A 22,925-nucleotide genomic window follows, 5' to 3' on the forward strand; every position below is an offset into this window, starting at 1 on the left:
AATTGGTCAACTACAAAAAGTTAAGAAAAAATAAATTTTTATATATAAAGTTTTTCAATTACTTCTGAATCTATAAAAACCCAAATTATTTAAACGAGAAATTCCCTAACTTATTTAGGATGAATGTCTCATAAATTTGGCAATCTCATCTGGAGAATGAGCTATAAAATCTGCACCGTGGGTTTGTAACTCTTGCTCAGTTCCATAACCATAGGTCACACCAATTGTAGTAATATGATGGTGTTTGGCTCCGATTATGTCGTGTTTGCGATCGCCTACCATCACCACAGTCTCAGGTAAAAGATTTTCTCTCATTAAAATATAGTGAATTAAATCAGCTTTGACACTCCGCACTCCATCAAGTTCACTACCATAAACACCATCAAACAGCGGTGATAAGCCAAAATGTTCAATAATCCGTGTCGTGTAAATATAAGGCTTGGAAGTTGCCACAAAGGTTTGATAACCAGCACCACGAATAGCTGTGAGAGTTTCTAAAACTTGGGGATAAAGAGTATTTTCAAATAAGCCAATTGTAGAAAAACGACTACGGTATAGCGAAATTGCTTGTGCCAGCATTGTCTCATCTGAAGTCTTTAGTAGCTGAGAAAAACTATCTTTAATTGGCGGGCCAATACACCAATTCAATTCATCAACTTCTGGTGCTATGTGACCAAGTTCAGACAGAGCATACTGAATACAGCGAGTAATTCCCGGTTTAGGGTCTGTCAGTGTCCCATCTAAATCAAACAGGATAGCGTTAGCAGGCATAGCTTATAAGTAGAGTGACATAAATAATTGTAATTAGGACAAGGCAGGAGGCGGGAGGGAAGAGGATGGTAGCCTTGTTTACCTTTCTGAACTTATTTTTGTTTTTTCACGCCGACTTACTTACCAGTTATCATACTTACTTAAGAAATTCAGATTTTATGACTAACTACGTCTCTCTACACTTAGTAATGCAATTCCTAATGTCACCACACTAATTCCCACACTTTGAATCACGCTTAAAGTTTCGCTAATTGTTCCCCAGGCGACTAACGCCGTCAATGCTGGACTACTTGCACCGATAATAGAAGCCTTTGTCGCACTAATCATCCGAATTCCCAAATTATTTAAAGTGTGTCCAGCAAAGCTGACTAAACCTGAAAAAATGCTACCAATCCACATTGGTGTCCAATCAAGTTGAGTACTGGGAATTGGCCAGAACAGTAAGCTAACACCAGAAAGCACCAAAGTAGTGGCAAAACTAATCCAAGTGAAGGGAACTGGATGGAATTTTTCTAAACATTTTTGGGCAATTACACAATAAAAAGCGTAAACAATTCCGGCACCAACACTAGCAATAATCCCTAAAGTAATAGCGGAACTGCTATAGCTAGTAGAAGATGGCGGAATAGTTAGAACACTACCTACTAAAATAATACCCATGACTAGCCAACGAAAAAAGGTGGGGCGATCGCCAAAAAACTTCCAAGCCAGCAGCGCCGTAAACACGGGATAAGAAAAGAAGAGGGTGATAGCAATTCCTGTGGGAATCAAGCCAATGGAAATGTAGAGTAAGGCAATATACACAAACATCAATACCCCACAGCCCAAGACTTGGCTGATCACATCTGTGCGATGATGCTTGAACATATCTTGCAATTCTTTCAGTGCCGATGGATATAACTTGAATGCTAAAGAAGCCATGAGTGGAACTACCAACAGCATCCGCATGAACATCAGCAAGAATGAATTCTGTAAATCCGGTTTAACGTATCCACCGAGTAAAAATAAATTTAGTACGAGATGTTCGGAAAACAAAACTCGCACAGTTACGTTATGAAACGCCAACACAAAGGAGGATAAAAGAACCGTCAGGATGCCTAACACGCTAAAAAGGTTCCGAATGGACAACCAGATTGTATTGTTAAAGCCACTATTTTTTCTGGCTTATAGTTTTATGTATGCAAATATAATTCGCCTTTAAGAATGACAATAATTGTTATTTTAAAAGCTATTCATTAACTAATTGAACGAGACTTTAGCAGTATTACATGGCTATAGGTAAATTTCAAGTCCTTAGAGTATAAACTATATGCTAAACTGATAATTAGAGTAATTAAATAATTTATTTCCAAGTCAATAAAGAAAAAGCATGGCTGAACTGGTGATTGGAGGGTGTCTCTGCGGCTATGTGCGATATTAGTACAACGGAGAGCTAGAATCAGCAAATTACTGCCATTGCCAAGATTGTAGGAAGACGACAGGTAGCGCTTTTAATGTTGGGGTACGTGGGCAATCAACCGCACTCCGTATCATATCAGGTAAAGTGAAAAGTTATACAAAAATGGGAGATAGCGGCGGTACAATCATTCGGGAATTTTGCCCAGAGTGCGGTTCGCCCCTGTTTACCAAAGCGCCAGCAAAGCCACAGTTTATCTGGATAAAAGCAGGAAGTCTTGACAATCCGATGTTCGTCAAACCAGTACATCAAATCTGGACTGATTCAGCCGTACCTTGGGCTTATATTGCTGCTAATTTGCCTGGTTTTAGCCGGAATCGTAATCTTTAATCTCTGGAAAAATTATCTTTAAGATTTTGGGTTCGTCATTTGCATAGATGGACGTTGAGAGAATTCATCATACCACTGAGCCAGTTTGGGATCTGACTTTTCCCGTTAAGTCTTGAAAGGCTTGCTGGTAAAGGGCTTGAAGAACAGCACAGCATATACGGTAAATTAATTGTCATCGGGTACTAAAGGTAACAAGCAATGCTGGACTGGTGGGAGAAGAATTTTGCAACCATATCTCTGGGAGATCGCCGATTGAATGAGCGCGCAATGTCAATTGGGTATGCTCTAAGCCTTGGATTTGGGAAAGCACTGTCAGAAATCTTCAGCAATGGAACGGTACTCAAGAGAGCCTATGAGTTTTTGCCAACCCAAAAGTGCAATTTTCCAGCGTGATTGAGCCGCACTGTCAGATGACGGCAGAAAATGTTGCAGAACGCGACATAGTGCTGTGTGTTGGAGACACAACTTTTCTAGATTATGGCAGTATTGAGGTGAAAAAAGAAGGTTACGGCCCAATTGGTAAAGGGGGTAATGGTTTAATATTACACAGTGCCTTAGCGATAGAGCCTCAGAAAGGTCAATCCATAGGTCTGTTATGGCAAAAACTTTGGAATCGTGAGCCGAAACACAAGCCACCGAAAGATGAAACACCGACACAGAAGAAAAAAAGGCAAGCAGCAGCACGTAAAGAAGCCCGAAACCGCCCTTTTGAACAGAAAGAATCTTATAAGTGGGTAGAAGCTCTAACCACTGTAGAAAAGCTTGTAAGCCAGCACACACAAGTGATTCATGTTTTCGACCGCGAAGGTGATATTACAAAAGTTTTTGATCAACTTCGCCAACTCCAACACACTGGAATCATAGTTCGTGCGGCTCATAACCGTAGTTTAGATTCCGAAAGCGAACGTCTGTGGTCGAAGTTAGAAGCTCAACCTATTAGTTTTGAACAGAAAATTGAATTACCATCCACGAGCCAGCGTACTGCTCGTCAAACCAAACTAGCTATACGATTTTGTCCGGTCAATCTACGTACTCCTTATCGTTTTGATAACCGTAACCCGCTATCTGTGTATGCTGTTTATGCCACAGAAATTGATTGTCCCGAAAGCGAAACACCTGTGGAATGGATGTTGTTAACAACAGAAGTTATTGCAGATATTCAGATGGCTTCTACAATTTTACGTTGGTATACGTATCGTTGGCGTGTGGAAGAATACCATAAAATTTTCAAGTCTGGATGTCAGGTAGAAAAATACAGACTTGCTGCTGATGGGATGAAAGTTCTCATTGGTTTCTTGAGCGTGATTGCGGTAGAACTGTTGCAACTAACTTATCTACACCGCACTCAACCTGACTCTCCTGCCATTGAGATTCTTAACCCCCTTGAACTTAAGATTTTAAAAGCTAAGTCCCCCAAACTTCCCAAAGTATTAACAGTTAGCTGGGCTGTTGAAGTCATTGCCCGTCTTGGCGGCTACTTAGAACATCGAAGTAAAACACCCATTGGTATTCAGGTGCTGTGGCGAGGTTGGTTAAAATTACACGACCTTTGTGAAGGTTGGCAGCTTGCAAAAGAGACTTAACGGGAAAAGTCAGGTTTGGGATAACTTTGTCGCCATTGCCATTCCAATAGGCAAATTTCTAACCCCAGTGCTGATGCGAGGGTAATGTGAGCCAGCTTGGGTGTTTGGTCGAGTTGATCGGAAATCTTCTCCAAGTATTCTAAGATGCGGAAAGCACGCGATCGCTCTAATTCGATAATTTTGGGTGATTGCTCTGTTTCTGTCCGAAATTTTCGTTCTCTGATCCAGTTACTTATACCATCGATAAATGCAGTTGTTATACCTTCAAGGTGCTGTAAAAATCCATCAGAATAGTCAGCAACAATTTTGATGTCAGGGTTTAAGTGATTAAGATAAGCAGTAATGATGCGAGTTTCACTCAAAATAAATCCGTCATCAGTAGCCAATGTTGGCACTTTATTCGCCGGATTGTAATTGAGTAATTCACTATGGCGATCGCGTACTGTAACTAGTTGCAGTTGTACTTGTTCAGTTAAATTTAGTTCAATTATTGCAACTCGCACAATGCGGGCGTACTGAGATATTTCTGTATAGAAGAGTTTCATGAGTTAATGCCAATTTTTTTACATAAGGTAAAGCTGGGCTACAGTTATAACAACTAATAGCCCAGCTACATGAAATTATCTAGCAGTAACTAGATTTTGCACAATTTAAACTGCCACTGGTTCACGTCGGTTGTATACAGAAGCATCTCCCTTAATAGCTTCACTTTGCTTACCATCAATACCCACTGGAGTATCACCAACAATAGTGACACGCTGAACATGACGGGGTTGATTGCCGTAGTCTGCCACTGCATAATGTTGTGTAGCGCGGTTGTCCCAGAAGGCAACATCACCAACTTGCCAACGCCAACGTACTGTATTTTCGGGACGGGTGACGTATGCTTGCAATAATTTGATAATTTCATCAGATTCATTCTGTGATAAACCACGCAGACGGCGCACGAAACCACCAATAAATAATCCACGTTCCCCAGATTCGGGATGCACACGTACAACTGGATGCAGCGTTTCGTATACGGTTGAAGTAAAAACAGCCCGATGAGCTAGAACATCTGCTGGTAAATCAACTACAGCCGCTGCATAGTCATAGGCGTTGCTATGTACAGCCCAAAGTTGGTCTGCGAGGTCACGTAGTGGAGTTGGTAAGTCTTGATATGCAGTCACAGAGTTTGCCCAAATTGTATCACCACCAGTTGGAGGAATCACCAGCGCCCGCAGAATAGAACCGAGTGGCGGACGATCAACAAAAGTAACATCAGTATGCCAGTTATTGGCACGGTTGGAAGTGCGGCTGTAATCCAGGTCAAGAACTTCTGGGTGTCCTTCTAGAGAGGGTACTGTGGGATGGGCTGTGGTAATTTCACCGAACCGCCGAGCGAAAGCTACCTGTGCATTTGCATCAAGTGTTTGACCACGAAAGAAAATCACTTTGTGTTGAACGAGGGTGTGACGAATATCGCTAATTAACTCGTCGCTGAGATTTGCACTCAAGTCAACACCGAGAATTTCTGCACCGATGCGTCCAGCAACTGGTTTGATATCAAAATATTGAGAACTCATGTGATTTTATGCTCCAGAAAAATTCGTAAGTAAGTTAAAACTTTTGCTCAGACATTAGTCTGTCTGGTATAGCAGTCGAAGTATAGGTGAGGACAGTTAAAAAGTACGAATGGCAGACATAGCAAGACTTTTACCTCCTGCCTCCTGCTATAATTCCAGTATTTGTGGAATCTACTTGGGACTTCGTACTAAACGCCAGGGGTAGAGCCACCATCAACCAGAATTTCTGCGCCTGTAATCGAAGCAGCTAAGTCAGATACTAAAAATAGTGTCAGCGCGGCAATTTCATCTGGCGGTACAATTCTGCCGAGAGGAATTGCTTGCAAACTTTCAGCTTTGGCTTGTTCTACACTAATTCCCCGCGCTTGAGCATTTTGCTCTGCTAACCGTTCTGCACGTTCGGTTGCTGTCGCACCCGGTGAAATCGCATTAATCCGAATGTTATGTTGGGCTAATTCTTTCGAGATTCCACGAGTGAAGTTAAGTAAGGCGGCGTTAGTTGTTCCACCGGGAAGGAAACCTGGACGGGGTGTTCTACCTGCACCGCCGATGATGTTGACAATGCGACCATCACGGCGACTTTTTTGATGGGGGACAACGGCTTTAACTAAGCGAATGTAGCCTAATAACTTTAAATTCCAAGCATCGAGAAATACATCATCGCTCAAATCGAGAAATGAGCCAGCACGGGCTGAACCAGCGTTATTAATCAAAATATCAATTTGACCAAACTGAGCCAGGGTTGTAGAGACTACTGTATCTATACTTTCTGCTTGAGTGAGATCAGCCCTGATGGCAATTACTTTCGCTCCAGGGGTGGGTAGAGATTGAATGGCGCTGACAGCATTCTCTAGTCTTTCTGGGTTACGAGCTGCGATCGCTACATTCACACCTTCACTATAGAGAGCTTTGGCAATGGCTAATCCAATCCCCGCACTACCACCTGTGACTATCGCTGTTTTCCCTGATAGGTGTAGCTCTAAGCTCATAAAAATTTACGCTCCAATCAAATGGGGAAACATTAAATTTTCAACAACTCATACAATCGCTAATTAAGCGCTGATATTGTCGATTTTGAAGATGGCTTGAATTATTAACTACGGTAATTTGATAGAATTACCGTAGTTAATAGAGCAAGTTATCATAATATCAACTTAATAAGCAAGACCTCAGACAATTTGGGATTTTGTGGAAATTTGAGCCAGTATGTTGCAGAAACAGCATTGTGGGTATTGCTTACCAGACTTAAGCAAACTTTTCAAGATAGATTCAGGATTGCTTACAATGTTTTCATAAAAATCTGCTATATCAGTATCTATCCCAGTGACAATCAATATTTTGCAGTTGATACTAGGTTGATAAGATACCAAATTATAGGGTTCCAGGTTAGTCATCTGGGCAACTATCTAGGGATGGGTGCTTCGCCACAAGCGAATGTCATCTATCCCTTTAATTAATGGCAAGCAAAATACACCATAAACTTAAACAAAAGCAGGAATAACGCGATCGCGCTATTCCTGCTTTTATCATTTAATTAGATTGGTTGAGAAACTGCCTGATAACAGGATCTAGAGATTATGTTCTACTGAAAGTAACCAAAGAAAGCCACATCTAAAAACGATAGCCTAATCCTGCTTGGAAGCTAACGGCATCAGCATCACTGTTTTTGTAAGCATCAATGCCCCATTTAGCATCACCATAGGCGATGATGTTTTTGCTAACTTCAGATTCTACGCCCAAAGTCACTACAGGTGCATTGCGATTACCTAAAGGAGTGTTGTGACCTTCATTAGTCAAAAACGAATAACCACCACCCAAGTAAACGTTAGTGTTTTTGGCAATGGGCGCATCGTAAGTCACTATAGGCATTAGAGACGTTGTATCACCACCAAACAAAACGGCTCCCCGCAGTGATACAGGCGCATTAGGTACGGCGTAACGTCCTTGTACGTTACCACCAAATTGAGCATCATCGTTTCTTTGTCCGCCACTAGTAGCACCTGCTGCAATCCCTGCGCCGATATAGCTACCGTTAGTACCAGTGGTTTGAGCAGCAGCAATTCCAGCTGAGAAGACAATAGAAGCAACTACAAGAGCAGAAGTAGTTAAAGTTCTGAGTTTCATAAGTTTCTCTCCACTAGAGTTGAGTGCAATCAATGCTCTCTACTACTAGAGTCGCTTTTTTAACCAGTTTCACCCTCCTGCACTCAGGTAGCCGAGTGGGTGAAAAGTCCTTCACCCAATTGGGTGAACTAGAGAAACAACTTAGATCCTCAAAGTTATTTTTTTAAGAAACGCTGACGCATACGGATCACAAAAGTATTTACTTCTGGGATTTTCAGGAGTGAAGCGATCGCAGCAAACACAACTAAACCCACTAAACCAGCAATTGATAACTCTATTAACTGAATAACTAAACCTTTTGTACCTAATAATTGCTGACAACCAAACAAAGTCCCATAGCTGGCTATTCCAGCCACAACACTACCCCCAGCCAAACCGAAAATTGGCAAACTCCATTCTCGCCAAGGTAAACCGTTAAGCTTGCGGTCTAGTAACCATAACAGCATTAACATCGAACTGCAATTAACACCAACAGTTGCTAATACTAAACCTGGTGCGCCAAAGGGTTTTACAAAAAAATAATCAAGTACAATATTCAGCACAATGTTAAAAACGCTGATGCGAAAAGGGGTTTGTCCATCTCCCAAGGCGTAAAATACCCGCACTAACACATCACGCCCTAAGTAAACAAACATCCCAATACCATAAGCCACCAATAACGAAGAAACTAACTGTGTAGCATCTTGCTTAAAAGCGCCGCGCTCATATACTATCTGCACAATTGGTACAGATAACACCACCATTAAAGCCCCCAGTGGTAGCATCGTGCAGGCTGTGAGTAATAAACCTTGGCGAATGCGTAATTTTAAATCAGGCCAATTGTCTGGTTCCGCTAGTTTGGCGAAAATTGGCAATAAAGGTAACAAAATAATATTAGAGATAATCCCTAAAGGTGTTTGAACTAGCAAATTAGCATAGTTAAAACCAGCCGCAGCACCAGGGATCGGACTGGCAAAATAAAGGTCAGTAGCAACATTAATTGGCATCATCCCTGAAGAAATTGTTGCCGGAGTCATGATTTTAATCACTTCTTGAACAGCAGGAGTTTTAAAATCAAAGCGTAGCCGTAGTGTCCCCAGTCCTAACCGCCACTGCACAATTAACTGCACTACCCACTGAAGAATCGCCCCCGCTAAAGTTCCCCAAGCTAAAACCATTCCACCTATAAAGGCGTATTCTGGCAGAATAATGTTCTTACCTAGTTGCAAAGTTAAAATACCAATACCTGCAACTACGGTGATGCTGGATAATAAAGGGCTAATAGAGAGTAACCAATATTGATTGGCAGCATTGAGAGTACCAAAGCCAATGCCAATCAAACCAGAAAATAACGCCATCGGGGCCATGATTTGCAGTTGTTGAATGGCGATCGCGCGTGTCGTCTCTGACAAACCATGACCGACAATATCAACAATCGTATCTGCTAAGAAAACCTGGGCAACAGTTACCAATAAAAGTATGCCACCCACTAACGTTGTGACTGTTTCCACCAAAGGGGCTGCGTCTTGTTGCTTGCGTTTGGCTAACACACTCACAACAGCACTATGTAACGGCCCATTCACCCCACCGAGTAATATTAATAAAAATCCAGGAATAATATAGGCATAGCTATAAGCGGTAGCAGCTGCACCAACACCAAAAGCGGCAGCGATCGCTTGCTGCCGTATTAAACCAAATACTTTACTAATTAATGTGGCTGCGGCAACAATGCCAGCAATCCCAGCAAAAGAACGAGAAGATTTTTGTTCTTGATTAGTCACGAATAATACCTGACAAGTCTGAAGACGGATGAAATTTCTAGGCTAAAAGCTGAAATCCCAAAAATAAATATTTAATTAATATATTTCATACTTCAAACTTTACTCTTCATTCTTTTATTTACAACCCAAACTCTCTCTAGTTACCACACCTGTAACTGGATTTACCCCATCAGCCCTTTCACACAGCAGTGAAACTTGATAGCGGTCAATTAAAGCATCTGTAAAATCCGCACCTGTAATATCAGCATCGTAAAAACGGCTACGAGTTAAAGTAGCTTCGGTAAAATTAGCATTTTTTAAATTAGCACCATCTAAAGTCACACGGTCTACTAAAGCACCTGTTAAGTTAGCGCCTTCTAAATTAGCCTTTAATAAAACACCCTTAGTAAAAATGGCGTTTGTTAAATTTGCTCCTTGGAAGTTTGTACCCCGCATTTCCGCTGCCACAAAAGTTACACCTGTTAAATCAGCATTGGCAAAGTCGCGGTTTTCTAAGTTGGCATTGCTGTAGTTAATTGTATTAATTTGTGCAAAAGCTGGTCGTGGGCTAAGTATTACCCACAAACCAGCTAAAAGCAGAATCATAATTAAACTTAATAATTTCTGCCAAATCTTTTGCATAACTTTAAGTACCTCATTAGTGAGTTATGAGTAATAGATCAAGTTTGATTATTTCAAACTTAATAATTTCTGCCAAATCTTTTGCATAACTTTACTAACTTCACTAGTGAGTTATGAGGAAGAGGTTAACTTTGATTGTGTCAAACTTAATAATCTCAGCTAAATCTTTTTCATAGCTTTATAGTCAAGAGTCAATAGTTCATAGTCAAGAGTGAGTCTCAGAAGCAGGCTAACAAGTAATTAATAACTAAAAACAATTGACTAATGACTACTAATTATTTCCAATCTTTACCAATCCGAATTGTGATATCAGATTCCAAATCTCCAGATGTTGAGACTTCAATTTGACCTAAACCTAAGACTTTTTGTAAGTCAATTCCTGGCTGTCGGCTACCTCTTTGGACAATAATCTGAGTTTGGCGTTGGCTATCTGGCCAATCTGATACTGTGTAAATATTTTTAAACCCTTTCTCTTTCAGATAAGCAATAACTTTTTCGGTTACTTGTGGTTGATTAGAGGCATTTTGAATAGCAATTTTGAGGTTAGAAACCGGACGTGTATCTGGTTTGAGGCCAGGTACATCTACCCCAACATAATTATTCAGTAGATTCTGTTGTCCAGTCATATTCAGCCAATAGCTATTAGGGTCTTTACTGAAACGGCTGAAAGTACCAGGTACAGTGGTCATTTGGAAATTATCCCGATCTACATTTACGGAGAAATTCACCAAAGCCATCATTTCTTCTATTTTTAAGTTGGTATCAAAATACTTCCGCATAATGCGGGTTAATTGAGGCAATTTCGGTACGACAGTAGGACTATTTAGGCGTTGAATTAATGCCGCCATGAGTGCTTGTTGTCGCTGTACCCTCGGTAAATCCCCTAGCCCATCTTCCCGGAAACGAGCAAACTGTTCTGCTTGTTCGCCGTTGAGAGTTTGCCAGCCACTCACTAGATTAATGTTCAATTGACTGGTACTATCATGATATTCCATTGCTTTAGGTACAAATACTTCGATCCCACCCAATTGATCAACTAATTGCCTTAAGCCACTGGTAGAAATCCGAATGTAACGGTCAATCGGTGCATTGTTTAAAGTCCGGCTGACTACTCGCGCAGCTAATACAGGCCCGCCTTGGGGATTAGCATCTGATAGCTTGGTTAAACCTTTTTCTGGGATCGCTATCATCGTATCTCTGGGAACGGAAAGCACCCGAATGGATTTATCACTGGGGTTGAGCCGGACTAAAAGCATGGTGTCGCTTTTCCCTGCAAAACTTTCAGGTGAGCCATCTACAGCCCCGTTGACTGGCTCAATCCCCATAATCAAAATATTCATGGGGCGTGATAGCTGATATTGGGAAATTTTGCTCCATAATTCCCCAGGTAAAGGCACTTTTTGCTCTTCTTTACCAGCAAAACCCAGTTCTTCATCGCTTTTATCCAAATTACTCCATAAAGGAGTCCAGAGCGCCAAAGTTGAGACTAACAGCCCTGAGAGAATCACACCCATCACCACTGTCAATATCCACAGTAGCCAGCGGGGCATACTTAAACCCAATCTATCGTACAGTTCGTTGGGAATGGCACTGACTGACTCGACCACACTGCGAGTGGTACTGGCTGAAGCTGCTTGAGATGTAGTGTCTGAGTCTGAATCTGCTACTGTTTGCAGCGCTCCCTGAGTTTCTACCCGTTGGATTTGACCAGGTTTACTCTCTAAGTCTAAATTCGGTATTTGCTGAGACTTAACTTGATTCTCAGATAATTGAACTTCTCTAATCACAATTTTCTCCCCACTCAACCACTTCCATAAAAGTTATGTTAATGCAAGCTACAAATATTGCCAGAGTAAAAGCTCACTGTACACTTGTAGTGTTCTTGCGTAGGTGTGTATGACAACATGAATAGTTCCTTGTTCCCCGTCATCCTCGCTGGTGGCAAAGGTGAGCGTTTTTGGCCTCTGAGTCGTAAAGACCGTCCTAAACAATTTTTAAGCCTAGATGGCAGTTCTAGAAGTTTACTGCAAGCAACCGCTGATCGATTGCTCCCATTGACAGACGGGTGGGATTCGTTATGGGTGATTACTTCCAGCCAGATAGCTGAAGGTGTCCGCCAGCAGTTACCCGAACTGCCATCGCCAAACTTACTAATTGAGGTAGAAGGAAGGGATACTGCCGCCGCTGTTGCTTGGACAAGTTTAGAAATTAAAAAGCGTTATGGAGAAGACGCTATCATCGGCTTTTTTCCGGCTGACCATTGGATAGCTGACCAAAAGGCGTTTACAGACACATTAAAGGCTGCTACTCAATTAGCAACAAGCACCAAAGCGATTGTTACTTTAGGAATTAAGCCCACTTTTCCATCAACTGGTTACGGCTACATTGAACAAGGTGAACAGATTGGTAGCTTTAATGAGTTGCCAGCTTATCATGTCAACCGCTTTACTGAAAAGCCCAACCGTGAATTAGCAGAAACTTTTTTATCTACGGGACGTTTTAGCTGGAATAGTGGAATGTTCGTCTTTCGGGCTGGAGTTGTTCTGGAAGAACTATACACCCATGCTCCAGAAATCATTAAACCCCTAGAACAATACGGCCCTGAAATTTACCCTGATTTACCTAAAAAGAGTATAGACTATGCACTCATGGAAAAAACCAATTTAGCATACGTCCTCCCGGTTGATTTTGGTTGGGATGATTTAGGAGATTGGAATGCGATTGAACGTTTGTTAAAAAAAGAAGAGACTCCCAATGTAGAATTAGCTACCCATATAGGTTTAGATACGCAAGGAGCGATTGTTTATGCTACTAATCCAGAGGATGTAATTGTTACTATTGGTTTAGAGGATGTGGTGATTGTGCGCGATCGCAATGTTACCCTCATCGTTAATAAAGAACGCACCCAAGAAATTAAGCAGGTTCTCAAAATCCTGCAAGATGACCCTCGCTTTACAAACCTACTGTAATTTTCAAAGTTAAAACCCTTGACAGAGGCTTAAAAGCTAGTTTTTTTATTATAACTTGACTGTCTGTTGTTTTTACTGACAGTTATGAATACTCTTAGCTTTGAGCCTCTGGCCAAGACAATGGCGATTAACTCTATTACTGCTTATCAAAAATACATTTCTCCGGTGAAAGGCTTTGCTTGTCCTCATCGGCAATTACATGGTGGAGAATCTTGTTCTACTTACATTAAAAGAATATTAAGTGAGCAAAGCTTGAGAGAAGTTGTAAAATCATCCCAAAAAAGATTTCAAGACTGTGCTTTTGCCAGTAAAACCCTAACTAAAACTAGCTCTGGCTGTATTGTAATTCCCTGTTGTCTACCCCTTTAACTTCTCTGCGTTTTTGCAGTTGTTTACCACAATGTTCCTAACTCAAACTGTTCCTCGTCAACGAGAAATTATTGAAGTAGTGTTTCGTAATGGCTGGGATTATATGCGAAGGCTACTGACTGGTGGCAAAACTGATGAACCCCAGCTACCTACCCCAGCGGTGCTAAAAAATATTTTGGTAAATTTGGGGCCTGTTTATATCAAGCTTGGTCAGTTGTTATCTACTCGTCCAGATTTACTCAGCGCCGCCTATATTGAGGAACTGTCAACACTGCAAGACGAAGTACCACCAGTTGCTTGGTCAGAAATAGAAGTACTCATCCGCAAACAGCTAAAAAGTCCCCTAGAAGAAGTTTTTCAAAAGGTAAATCCTGTACCAGTCGCGGCGGGATCAATTGCTCAAACTCATCGCGCTACACTAGCCGATGGTCGGGAAGTCGCTTTAAAAGTGCAGCGTCCCGGAATTGATGTCACCATTGCTCAAGATATTGCTTTAATTCAGGGGATCGCTGATTTAGTCGCCCGAACTGACTTTGGGCAAACTTACGAAATTAAATCTATTGCGGAAGAATTTACTAAAGCTTTAGAGGCTGAGTTAGATTTTACGCGAGAAGCAGGCTTTACAGACCAATTACGAAAGAATTTAGCGAAAGGCAGCTGGTTTGACCCAAAACAAATTGTAGTAGCGGAAATTCACTGGCATCTCACATCAGAGAAATTGTTAGTGATGGAGTGGTTAGATGGTGTGCCTTTACTGTCAGCAAAGTTGACCAGTGACAATAATAGTAAAGATATTGCTACCCAACGTAAAGATATTACTACCTTACTATTTCGAGCATTTTTCCAGCAGTTATATCTGGATGGTTTTTTTCATGCTGATCCCCATCCCGGAAATTTATTTTATCTGCACGATGGTCGGGTAGCAATTTTAGATTGTGGGATGGTGGGCAGACTTGATCCCCGCACACAGCAGATTTTAACAGAAATGTTATTGGCGATCGTCGATTTAGATGCGGGAAGATGCGCTCAGTTGACTTTACAATTAGCCGATTCAGCACAACCAGTAATTGTGGCGCGACTGGAAAATGATTACGATCGCATGTTGCGGAAATATCACAATGTCAGCTTGACAGAAATGAATTTTAGTCAAGTGATTTATGAAATTTTACAAGTCGCCCGCAACAATAAAATTAGATTGCCGAGCAATATGGGCTTATATGCCAAAACCCTAGCTAACTTAGAAGGTGTAGCCCGCGCTTTTAATCCGGAGATCAATCTGTTTGATGAAGTCAAGCCGTTAATGACGGATTTGTTTCGCCGCCAATTAGTCGGGGAAAATCCGGTGCGATCGCTCCTTCGCACCGCCCTCGACCTCAAAAGTTTATCATTACAATCACCCCGACAAGTTGAACTTTTACTCGACCGTGTAACATCAGAAACATTACGTTGGAATCTCTCACTACATGGCTTGGATGGTGTGCGACGCACAATGGATGATGCAGCCAATCGCCTCTCTTTCAGTATTTTAGTAGGTTCACTGATTATGGGGGCAGCAATTATTTCCACAAAAGCACAGACACCGCAACTATCGGTTTTAAGTAGTGTATTATTTGCTGCCGCTAGTTTATTAGGATTGTGGTTGATTATCAGTATTTTGCGATCGGGTCGTTTACGTTAGACCGGGTTATTTTACCTTGACTTTACTACTCTCAGGGATAATACTGATCACTAAAAATCCATAATTTAATAATTTAAAACAGCCGATGGACACAGACGTAGACGCGTAAGCGGCTTGCCGCAGGCTACGCTGATAATTTATTTAGATATATAGCCAAAACCCTATCGATTCAAGACATTTTGCGAGCGTGAATATCAGGCTCAGTCATACTTTAACTTCTGTAGAACGCATAATTTGATGTTGAAAATACACGTAGGATATGTTAGCGATAGCCTAACACATCTACCGCAAAGCTTTTGGTGCGTTACGGCTTACACCTAACAATACCCTTAAAGGTTTTAAGATAAATTTTATGCCGCATATTTTTGTAGACAATCTCAGTAAATCTTATCCGGTGGCGATTAAAGAACCAGGTATCGCTGGGACAATTACCCACTTTTTCCGCCGCACCTACCGTTCAATTCAAGCTGTAGACAATGTTTCCTTTGAGATTGCTCCTGGCGAAGTAGTAGGGTTTTTAGGGCCAAATGGTGCTGGAAAAACTACCACACTCAAAATGCTCACTGGTCTAATTCATCCTACTAGTGGAACAGTCAGAGTAGCTGGACACGTTCCATTTCTGCGCCAAGAAGCATTTTTGCAAAAAATTACCTTGGTGATGGGACAAAAGCAGCAGTTAATCTGGGACTTACCAACCATAGATTCTTTAAAAATTAACGCTGCTGTATACAACATCTCAGATCAGGAATTTTCCTACCGATTAAGAGAATTAACAGAGATGTTGAGCCTCCAAGGTAAGCTGACTCAACCAGTACGCAAGTTATCTTTAGGTGAACGGATGAAAGCAGAATTGTTAGCTGCACTTTTACACCGTCCCCAAGTATTATTTCTCGATGAACCAACTCTAGGCTTAGATGTAAATGCTCAAGTAGCAGTGCGTGATTTCCTGCGTGACTACAATCAGCGTTATCAGGCCACAGTATTATTAACTAGTCACTACATGGCTGATATTACTGCTTTATGCCAAAGAGTTTTGTTAATTCACCAAGGAAAGCTGATGTATGACGGTAGTTTAGATGGATTATTAGAACGCTTCGCACCATATCGAGAAGTTCATGTAGAGTTAGCCCAACCTTTATCTAGAGAAAAACTCAAGTTTTATGGGGATGTGCAATTTTTAGATGGGCGAGCCGTATGTTTTATGGTGGAGCAAGAAGCTCTCACCCGTACTGTATCTCAAATTCTGTCAGAGTTAGAAGTCATCGATTTAAAAGTAACAGAACCACCTATAGAAGAAGTAATCGGTAAAGTTTTTCAGGCGGGAGTTGTTTAGTCAGTGCTGTTAGGGTAGCAGGGCGAAAGCCCTTGCTGAGAAAAAGAAATAAGACAACTTGGTTAACGACAAAGACACAAATGACAAATGAAAAAATTTATTAGAAAAACTTTAACTTTTCTTACTGTATACAACGCCCACATGATGGAGTTTCGCGCAGAACTAATTTTATGGGTTTTGTCTGGGTCTTTACCTATAATCCTGATGGGGGTTTGGATGCAAGCAGCGCAAGGAGGCAAATTTGGTTTGTCTTCTGTGGATTTTTCCCGTTACTTCCTCACAGTTTTTGTAGTTAGGCAAATAACGGTCGCTTGGGTAATTTGGGAATTTGAAAAAGAAGTTGTAGAAGGTAAACTCTCACCTAAATTATTGCAACCAATAGATCCTGTATGGCATCATGTTGCATCTCATCTGGCTGAAAGAGTTACTCGCATACCCTTTACTATATTGTTAACAGCTTTATTTTTCACACTTTATCCCCAGGCTTTGTGGTTGCCGAATTTAGGTCAAGTGTTTCTATTTACGTTAGCAGTAGTGTTAGCATTTATTTTGCGATTTGTAATTCAGTATACCTTTGCCGTGTTAGCCTTTTGGACAGAACGGGCTAGTGCGTTAGAAAATTTCTGGTTCTTGTTCTTTTTATTTTTATCGGGAATGGTTGCACCTTTAAATGTGTTTCCCGAATATATTCGGAATATTGTTTTATTTACACCTTTTCCTTATTTAATTAATTTCCCTGCAAGTATTTTGGTGGGACTACCTGTGGATATAGTGCGGGGTTTTTTATGTATGATTGGTTGGATAATGGTGTTTTTAGGAACGAACCGTTTGTTATGGCGCGCGGGATTAAAGCGTTATTCTGGAATGGGTGCGTGAGTCAATTTTGGATTTTAGATTTTAGATTTTGGATTCGATATTATACTGCTTTTCACTTGGATAAAATATAGATTCATCAGCGTTCATCGGTGGTTAATTATATTTAATCGTAATTCACAAGAGCGAAAAATTATCTAGATATAAATATTGTTTGACTCATGCACAGCGGTTAGGCGCAAAGAATTATTCTTCGCTATCTTGATATAAGTCTTGTAAAGCTTGCAGTTGAGTTTTGCGCGCAACTCGACGATATTTTTTACTTTCTAGTTTGGGTTCGTATTTACTCTGTCCTTTACCTTTGGTTTTTAACTTCAAGGTGGATTCTGGATCGGCTTGTTGGTTTAATTGGGTTTGTCTGGCGATCGCTTCATCCAAAAACTCTACATAATGTTCATAGCGTTCCCAATTTCCTTGCACAGCACAATCAGGTTCGTCTCGATGTAAACAATCACTAAATCGACAATGAGCAACTTTTAGTAACTTTCTTGCTTCGGGAAAATAGTGGACTAATTCTTCTGGTTGATAATCTAAATCTGGTTGATTAAAGCCAGGAGTATCTGCTAACAAACCACCATCAGGTAATTCAAATAATTCTACATGACGAGTAGTATGGCGACCACGGGCAAGTTTACCGGAAATTTCTCCGACTCGCAGGTTAATATCGGGAATGAGGGCGTTAATTAAACTAGATTTACCCACACCAGAAGGCCCAGCAATCACAGTAGTTTTATGGCTGAGATGAGTTACTACTTCTTCAATATTAAGATTGTTCTGCACACTGATAAATAACGGTTGATAACCCCAAGCTAGGAGGCGATCGCTAATTTCTTGCTGTTCCTGGGCTGAGATTAAATCGCTTTTATTCAAACAAAGTATCACATCCCAGCCAGTAGACTCAGCCTTAACTAAAAATCGACTCAATTGGTAAGGTTCTAACGGTGGATCAGCAACCGCAAATACCAGCATAATCTGGTTAACATTAGCGATCGCTGGTCGATCTAATTGTCCGGTTCGGGGTAAAACTTCAGCGATCGCACCGCGTCCACCAGCCCAATCTGGTTCTTCCACCACAACGCAATCGCCCACCATTACTTGCTGTCCAATTTTTTTCAATCGCGTTCTGCGTGTACATAAAAGAATAGGGAAATGAGCAGACTTTTTCTCTCTATCCTCTGGATCTAGCTGTACACGATAAAAATTTGCCTGTACAGCCAAGACGGTACCAAATAACTGTCCAGTAGTTGTCACAGTCTCCCCGATCATGGGCTAATGCTTGGACGGCGGACTAACAAAGAAAAATAATCAGAACAGTCTATAATTTGCTCTACCTGATAGCCTGCCATAGTCAAGCTATCAGGTACTTGCTCAATTGGTTCTCCTGGGTCGAGCCATACTTCGAGTAAATCTCCGGGCGACATTTTTTCTAAGCGGAGTTTTGTTCGCACGAAGTTAATTGGACAAGGAGTACCGCGCAAGTCGAGTTGAGCATCAGGAGTAGATACAGAAGATAGACTCATTACTTAAACAAATTTCCCAAGAATCCTTCTAAACCACCTTTACCAGTGCGATCGCCTTTAATTTTAGCCAGCTTCTCTAGCAATTCTCTCTCCTCTGGGATGATCTTTGTGGGGATATCAATTAACACTGTTAGGAGATGATCTCCGCGACTTACCGGATTACCTAAGCGGGGTACGCCACGATTTTCTAGCTTCATGACTGTATTCGGCTGAGTTCCTGCGGGAATGATTAATTCTACTAGCCCATCGACTGTATTGACTTCTAAACGACAGCCTAAAATCGCCTGTAAGTAGCTAACTTTGATTTCTGAAAGAACGTTAATTCCATCCCTTTGGAATTCTTCATCTTCGTTAACAAACAGGTAAACGTATAAATCTCCAGGGGGGCCACCACGTTGACCTGCATCACCTTCTTGTCCTATGCGTAAACGTGTACCGTTATCGACCCCAGCCGGAATGGTAATTTTGAGTTTCTTGGTGATTTGATTTGTACCCTTACCATCGCAAGAATCACACTTATCTTCAATTACCGAACCTGTACCGTTACAAGTTGGACAAGTTGAAACTTGTGTAAAACTACCAAAAGGTGTTCTAGTTACCCGTCGCACTTGACCGGAACCGCTACAAGTTGAACAAGTACGGGGGCGAGTTCCTGGTTTTGCACCGGAACCACTACAAGCCTCACAAGTTTCTAAGTGAGAAATGCGAATTTCTTTTTCACCACCAAATACCGCTTCGCGAAAGTCCAACTTCAGGTCTAGCCGTAAATCATCACCCCGCACTGGGCCACTGCGCCGTCTTTGCGCTGTCTGTCCACCCATACCACCGCCTGCAAAGCCGCTGAAAATGCTTTCAAAGATATCGGCAAAACCACCCATATCGCCCATATCTTGGAAGCCCACACCAGCACCGGAAACACCTTCTGGGCCAAAGCGATCATAACGCGCACGGGTTTCTGGTTCTGAGAGTATCTCATAAGCGCGGTTAATTTCTTTAAACCGTTCTTCCGCACCCGCTTCTTTGTTCACATCTGGGTGATACTTGCGGGCTAAACGGCGGTAAGCTTGTTTGATTTCTTTTTTTTCGGCGTCACGAGAGACACCCAGAATTTCGTAATAGTCGCGGGCCATATAGCAAAGGTAAAAGATAGAAGGAAGAAGGCAGGAGGCAGGAGGTGAGGTAGCCCCCGTCTTGGCGGTTCCCGTCGTTAGCGTTAGCGGTAGCGAGGAACGAGCGTCTGGGGGACTGCCGAACCCGAAGGGCAGGAGGCAGGAGGCTTAGAAGAATTCCTAGTGAATTTTAACTCAGCACTCAGCACTCAAAACTCAGCACTTTTGTAAGGCAGAAGGCATAGATTAATTTTTATTAATAATTGATTGTACCTTTTACCTTTTATAAAAATCACCAGTAAACATTCAGCAAAATTTGCTGTTGCCTGGGAGACTACAAAGACTAACGAAAGTTAACAGCAAAGTTAGCAGATGAGAGAATCTCTCGCTGTCTCTTTTACAATTGTGCTACGTGTCAGGGAAAAACCCTGCCCACGAACTAGAGGGGCTATCCGCACCATTAGGTGTGGAAAACCCCCCATTAGTAATACACCACATCTGTATTTGCCGATAAAGGACAAAGTATTGAAGGTTTTAATTTCATACTTCATACTTTAGACTTCATACTTTCTTATTTAGTCTATCGCCTCATAATCAGCTTGTGCAGTCATTTCCTCATCAAAATCAAAATTAAACTGTGGTATTACAGTTCCACTCGCAGGGTTTTCTAATTGAGATGTTAATACTGACTCTGAACCTTCTTCACCTTCATCAGAATTTTGACCGTTAGCGCGGTTGTAAACATCAGCACCGATCGCAAATAAGGTTTGCTGGAAGTCATCTAAACAATTTTGAAATTCTTGCAGGGAAATACCAGGATTAGTCATCACCGCTTGAAGTTGGACAAGTTTTTCATTAGCTAAAGTTTTCATCTGGTCGCCAATAAAGTTGCCATTATCCTTCAAGGTTGATTCGTAACTGTTTAAGAGATTATCTGCTTGGTTTTTGAGTTCCACAAATTCCTTGCGTTTTTTGTCTTCTTCCGCAAATACTTCTGCTTCTTGGCGCATCCGTTCGACTTCGTTGGAACTCAAACCACCAGTATTAGTAATCCGAATGCTTTGCTCTCTACCTGTGCCTTTATCTTGAGCAGCAACCTTGAGAATACCATTAACATCTATTTCAAAAGACACTTCGATTTGCGGAACACCACGGGGAGCGGGGGGAATCCCAGCCAACAAAAACTTACCCAGACTTTTATTATCCCGCGCCATTGCCCGTTCTCCTTGGAGAACATGAATTTCTACCGAAGTTTGCCCATCAATAGCAGTGGAAAAAACTTGAGATTTACTAGTAGGAATTGTGGTGTTGCGTTCAATAATTTTAGTAAATACTTCACCTAGGGTTTCAATACCTAAAGATAAGGGAGTGACATCTAATAACAGAAGATTATCAACTTCGCCACCAAGAACTCCCGCTTGAATTGCAGCGCCCAACGCTACAGCTTCATCAGGGTTGATCGAACGATCAGGGGTTTTGCCATTAAAAAACTTAATTAAAGCATTTTGAACAGCAGGAATGCGCGTAGAACCACCAACTAAAATAATCCGATCTATATTTTGGGGTTTGAGGTCAGCATCTTTAAGGGATTGAATCATTGGTTCAATGGTAGCTTCAATCAAATTTGCAGCTAGTTCCTCAAATTTAGAACGGCTAAGTTCCATCTCTAGATGCTTTGGCCCAGATTCATCAGCCGTAATAAAAGGCAAGTTAATCGAGGTACTTGCCATACTAGAAAGTTCAATTTTGGCTTTTTCTGCGGCTTCTCGTAGACGCTGTAAAGCCATCTTGTCTTGGGCGAGGTTAATTTTTTCTTGTTCTTGGAAGCGTTCAATCATCCAGCGGACAATACAGTTATCAAAGTCATCACCACCTAGTTGATTGTTCCCACTAGTAGCTTTGACTTCAAAAACTCCATCTCCTAGTTGCAGAATGGAGACATCAAAAGTACCACCACCCAAGTCAAACACGAGAATTAGTTGTTCTTGGTCTTGCTTATCTAAGCCAAAGGCTAAAGCCGCCGCAGTCGGTTCATTAATGATGCGTAATACTTCTAAGCCGGCGATTGTGCCAGCATCTTTAGTTGCTTGCCTTTGAGCATCGGTAAAATATGCTGGTACGGTAATTACTGCTTGTGTAACAGTTTCACCCAAAAAATTTTCTGCATCCTGCTTCAATTTTTGCAGAATCATCGCCGAGATTTCTTGTGGTGTGTAGTTCTTGCCACGAATCTGCACATCAACAGTTTCATCTCGACCTTTAACACAATTGTAGGGAACGCGATCGCGTTCTTCTTCCGTATCTTCCCAACGACGACCGATGAATCGTTTGATACTGTAAACTGTATTTTCGGCATTAGTTACTGCTTGACGTTTTGCCAGCTGACCGACCAAGCGATCGCCACCCTTGCCGAATCCCACAATACTAGGAGTGGTTCGTCCGCCTTCAGAATTAGCGATCACTATTGGTTGACCACCTTCTAAAACTGCAACGCAACTATTAGTCGTGCCTAAGTCGATCCCTATAACTTTTCCCATACTTACAGTATTTGTACTGAATGCTTTTACCGTGTGTTGTTGCGCGGGATATTTTTGTACGGGCTAAAGCTAAAGGCTAAGTCGGTGAAACGCACTAACTAAGTATCGGCTGTTTGCCACAAAACCAGTCCCTCTATGCAAATTACAGCTAGAGGGCGGGCTGCTAAACTGCGGCAAACCGTCAACAGCCCTTTCCTTGTTGAGATATACACTGCTCGCCTGTGCTGTGACCTAAGCCCTCACTTCGTAAAAGTAAAAAGTCACAAGGTAAAAACAAAAACTTTATTCATAATTCTTTTTACTTTGGCTTTTTTACTTCGGACGAAG

Annotated in this window: 18 protein-coding genes and 2 pseudogenes; 7 read left to right on the plus strand and 13 right to left on the minus strand. The window is 41.6% G+C overall.

The window, feature by feature from the left end:
• Positions 1-114: 114 nt before the first annotated feature.
• Entirely contained in the window at positions 115-771 is a 657-nt protein-coding gene (locus NCWK1_RS14490) for an HAD family hydrolase (RefSeq protein ID WP_103125197.1), read from the minus strand.
• A gap of 162 nt (positions 772-933) precedes the next feature.
• Positions 934-1,875, minus strand: coding sequence for a DMT family transporter (locus NCWK1_RS14495; protein WP_103125198.1), 942 nt, complete (start codon positions 1,873-1,875; stop codon positions 934-936).
• A gap of 343 nt (positions 1,876-2,218) precedes the next feature.
• On the opposite strand from NCWK1_RS14495, the pseudogene NCWK1_RS14500 reads away from it, so the two are divergent.
• Positions 2,219-2,557: pseudogene (locus tag NCWK1_RS14500) on the plus strand (GFA family protein); the annotation flags it as partial.
• Between the two features lie 198 nt (positions 2,558-2,755).
• Positions 2,756-4,140, plus strand: a pseudogene (locus tag NCWK1_RS14510) (IS4 family transposase).
• Here NCWK1_RS14510 and NCWK1_RS14515 read toward each other — a convergent pair.
• The 7 genes from NCWK1_RS14515 to NCWK1_RS14550 form a co-directional block, all read right to left on the minus strand.
• Complete coding sequence (locus NCWK1_RS14515) at positions 4,137-4,685, minus strand: glutathione S-transferase family protein (RefSeq protein ID WP_103125200.1); 549 nt, start codon at positions 4,683-4,685, stop codon at positions 4,137-4,139. The pseudogene NCWK1_RS14510 and the gene NCWK1_RS14515 overlap by 4 nt on opposite strands.
• A gap of 105 nt (positions 4,686-4,790) precedes the next feature.
• On the minus strand, positions 4,791-5,705 hold the full coding sequence (locus NCWK1_RS14520) for a TauD/TfdA dioxygenase family protein (protein WP_103125201.1): 915 nt from the start codon (positions 5,703-5,705) through the stop codon (positions 4,791-4,793).
• Positions 5,706-5,893: 188 nt separating this feature from the next.
• Positions 5,894-6,694 (minus strand): SDR family oxidoreductase, encoded by an 801-nt coding sequence (locus NCWK1_RS14525; RefSeq protein ID WP_096581455.1) that lies wholly within the window; start codon positions 6,692-6,694, stop codon positions 5,894-5,896.
• Positions 6,695-7,316: 622 nt separating this feature from the next.
• The gene (locus NCWK1_RS14535; RefSeq protein ID WP_103125203.1) at positions 7,317-7,829 is read right to left on the minus strand and encodes an outer membrane beta-barrel protein; all 513 of its coding nucleotides are present in this window, start codon (positions 7,827-7,829) and stop codon (positions 7,317-7,319) included.
• Positions 7,830-7,984: 155 nt separating this feature from the next.
• Entirely contained in the window at positions 7,985-9,589 is a 1,605-nt protein-coding gene (murJ, locus tag NCWK1_RS14540; protein ID WP_103125204.1) for a murein biosynthesis integral membrane protein MurJ, read from the minus strand.
• Positions 9,590-9,703: 114 nt separating this feature from the next.
• Positions 9,704-10,210 (minus strand): pentapeptide repeat-containing protein, encoded by a 507-nt coding sequence (locus tag NCWK1_RS14545; protein ID WP_103125205.1) that lies wholly within the window; start codon positions 10,208-10,210, stop codon positions 9,704-9,706.
• A 275-nt stretch (positions 10,211-10,485) separates the two neighbouring features.
• Complete coding sequence (locus NCWK1_RS14550; protein WP_103125206.1) at positions 10,486-11,997, minus strand: LCP family protein; 1,512 nt, start codon at positions 11,995-11,997, stop codon at positions 10,486-10,488.
• Between the two features lie 117 nt (positions 11,998-12,114).
• On the opposite strand from NCWK1_RS14550, the gene NCWK1_RS14555 reads away from it, so the two are divergent.
• The 5 genes from NCWK1_RS14555 to NCWK1_RS14575 all read left to right on the plus strand — a co-directional run bounded on the left by NCWK1_RS14555 (position 12,115) and on the right by NCWK1_RS14575 (position 17,435).
• Positions 12,115-13,179 carry a mannose-1-phosphate guanylyltransferase gene (locus NCWK1_RS14555; protein WP_096581467.1) on the plus strand — a complete coding sequence of 355 codons (1,065 nt, stop codon included), beginning with the start codon at positions 12,115-12,117 and terminating at the stop codon, positions 13,177-13,179.
• A gap of 84 nt (positions 13,180-13,263) precedes the next feature.
• On the plus strand, positions 13,264-13,548 hold the full coding sequence (gene yidD, locus NCWK1_RS14560; protein ID WP_103125207.1) for a membrane protein insertion efficiency factor YidD: 285 nt from the start codon (positions 13,264-13,266) through the stop codon (positions 13,546-13,548).
• A gap of 31 nt (positions 13,549-13,579) precedes the next feature.
• Positions 13,580-15,226, plus strand: a complete 1,647-nt coding sequence (locus NCWK1_RS14565) for an ABC1 kinase family protein (RefSeq protein WP_103125208.1) — start codon at positions 13,580-13,582, stop codon at positions 15,224-15,226.
• A 352-nt stretch (positions 15,227-15,578) separates the two neighbouring features.
• A complete protein-coding gene (locus NCWK1_RS14570) occupies positions 15,579-16,559 on the plus strand; it encodes an ABC transporter ATP-binding protein (RefSeq protein WP_096581473.1) in 981 nt (326 codons plus the stop codon).
• An 87-nt stretch (positions 16,560-16,646) separates the two neighbouring features.
• Positions 16,647-17,435, plus strand: coding sequence for an ABC transporter permease (locus NCWK1_RS14575; RefSeq protein ID WP_096581475.1), 789 nt, complete (start codon positions 16,647-16,649; stop codon positions 17,433-17,435).
• 183 nt (positions 17,436-17,618) lie between these two features.
• Here NCWK1_RS14575 and rsgA read toward each other — a convergent pair whose 3' ends face one another.
• The 4 genes from rsgA to dnaK form a co-directional block, all read right to left on the minus strand.
• A complete protein-coding gene (gene rsgA / locus NCWK1_RS14580) occupies positions 17,619-18,698 on the minus strand; it encodes a small ribosomal subunit biogenesis GTPase RsgA (RefSeq protein WP_103125209.1) in 1,080 nt (359 codons plus the stop codon).
• Positions 18,695-18,952, minus strand: coding sequence for a sulfurtransferase TusA family protein (locus NCWK1_RS14585; protein WP_096581479.1), 258 nt, complete (start codon positions 18,950-18,952; stop codon positions 18,695-18,697). The genes rsgA and NCWK1_RS14585 overlap by 4 nt, the downstream gene beginning before the upstream one ends.
• Complete coding sequence (dnaJ, locus tag NCWK1_RS14590) at positions 18,952-20,082, minus strand: molecular chaperone DnaJ (RefSeq protein ID WP_103125210.1); 1,131 nt, start codon at positions 20,080-20,082, stop codon at positions 18,952-18,954. The genes NCWK1_RS14585 and dnaJ overlap by 1 nt, the downstream gene beginning before the upstream one ends.
• 554 nt (positions 20,083-20,636) lie before the next feature.
• Positions 20,637-22,598, minus strand: coding sequence for a molecular chaperone DnaK (dnaK, locus tag NCWK1_RS14595; protein WP_096581483.1), 1,962 nt, complete (start codon positions 22,596-22,598; stop codon positions 20,637-20,639).
• Positions 22,599-22,925: the final 327 nt, after the last annotated feature.

The organism is Nostoc cycadae WK-1, from assembly GCF_002897135.1.
Taxonomy (GTDB): Bacteria; Cyanobacteriota; Cyanobacteriia; order Cyanobacteriales; family Nostocaceae; genus Nostoc_B.

Coding starts and splice junctions, on each gene's coding strand:
- NCWK1_RS14490 (WP_103125197.1), bottom strand. CDS start 771: ATGCCTGCTAACGCTATCCTGTTTGATTTAGATGGGACACTGACAGAC.
- NCWK1_RS14515 (WP_103125200.1), bottom strand. CDS start 4,685: ATGAAACTCTTCTATACAGAAATATCTCAGTACGCCCGCATTGTGCGA.
- NCWK1_RS14520 (WP_103125201.1), bottom strand. CDS start 5,705: ATGAGTTCTCAATATTTTGATATCAAACCAGTTGCTGGACGCATCGGT.
- NCWK1_RS14525 (WP_096581455.1), bottom strand. CDS start 6,694: ATGAGCTTAGAGCTACACCTATCAGGGAAAACAGCGATAGTCACAGGT.
- NCWK1_RS14535 (WP_103125203.1), bottom strand. CDS start 7,829: ATGAAACTCAGAACTTTAACTACTTCTGCTCTTGTAGTTGCTTCTATT.
- NCWK1_RS14545 (WP_103125205.1), bottom strand. CDS start 10,210: ATGCAAAAGATTTGGCAGAAATTATTAAGTTTAATTATGATTCTGCTT.
- NCWK1_RS14555 (WP_096581467.1), top strand. CDS start 12,115: ATGAATAGTTCCTTGTTCCCCGTCATCCTCGCTGGTGGCAAAGGTGAG.
- yidD (WP_103125207.1), top strand. CDS start 13,264: ATGAATACTCTTAGCTTTGAGCCTCTGGCCAAGACAATGGCGATTAAC.
- NCWK1_RS14565 (WP_103125208.1), top strand. CDS start 13,580: ATGTTCCTAACTCAAACTGTTCCTCGTCAACGAGAAATTATTGAAGTA.
- NCWK1_RS14570 (WP_096581473.1), top strand. CDS start 15,579: ATGCCGCATATTTTTGTAGACAATCTCAGTAAATCTTATCCGGTGGCG.
- NCWK1_RS14575 (WP_096581475.1), top strand. CDS start 16,647: ATGAAAAAATTTATTAGAAAAACTTTAACTTTTCTTACTGTATACAAC.
- rsgA (WP_103125209.1), bottom strand. CDS start 18,698: ATGATCGGGGAGACTGTGACAACTACTGGACAGTTATTTGGTACCGTC.
- NCWK1_RS14585 (WP_096581479.1), bottom strand. CDS start 18,952: ATGAGTCTATCTTCTGTATCTACTCCTGATGCTCAACTCGACTTGCGC.
- dnaJ (WP_103125210.1), bottom strand. CDS start 20,082: ATGGCCCGCGACTATTACGAAATTCTGGGTGTCTCTCGTGACGCCGAA.
- dnaK (WP_096581483.1), bottom strand. CDS start 22,598: ATGGGAAAAGTTATAGGGATCGACTTAGGCACGACTAATAGTTGCGTT.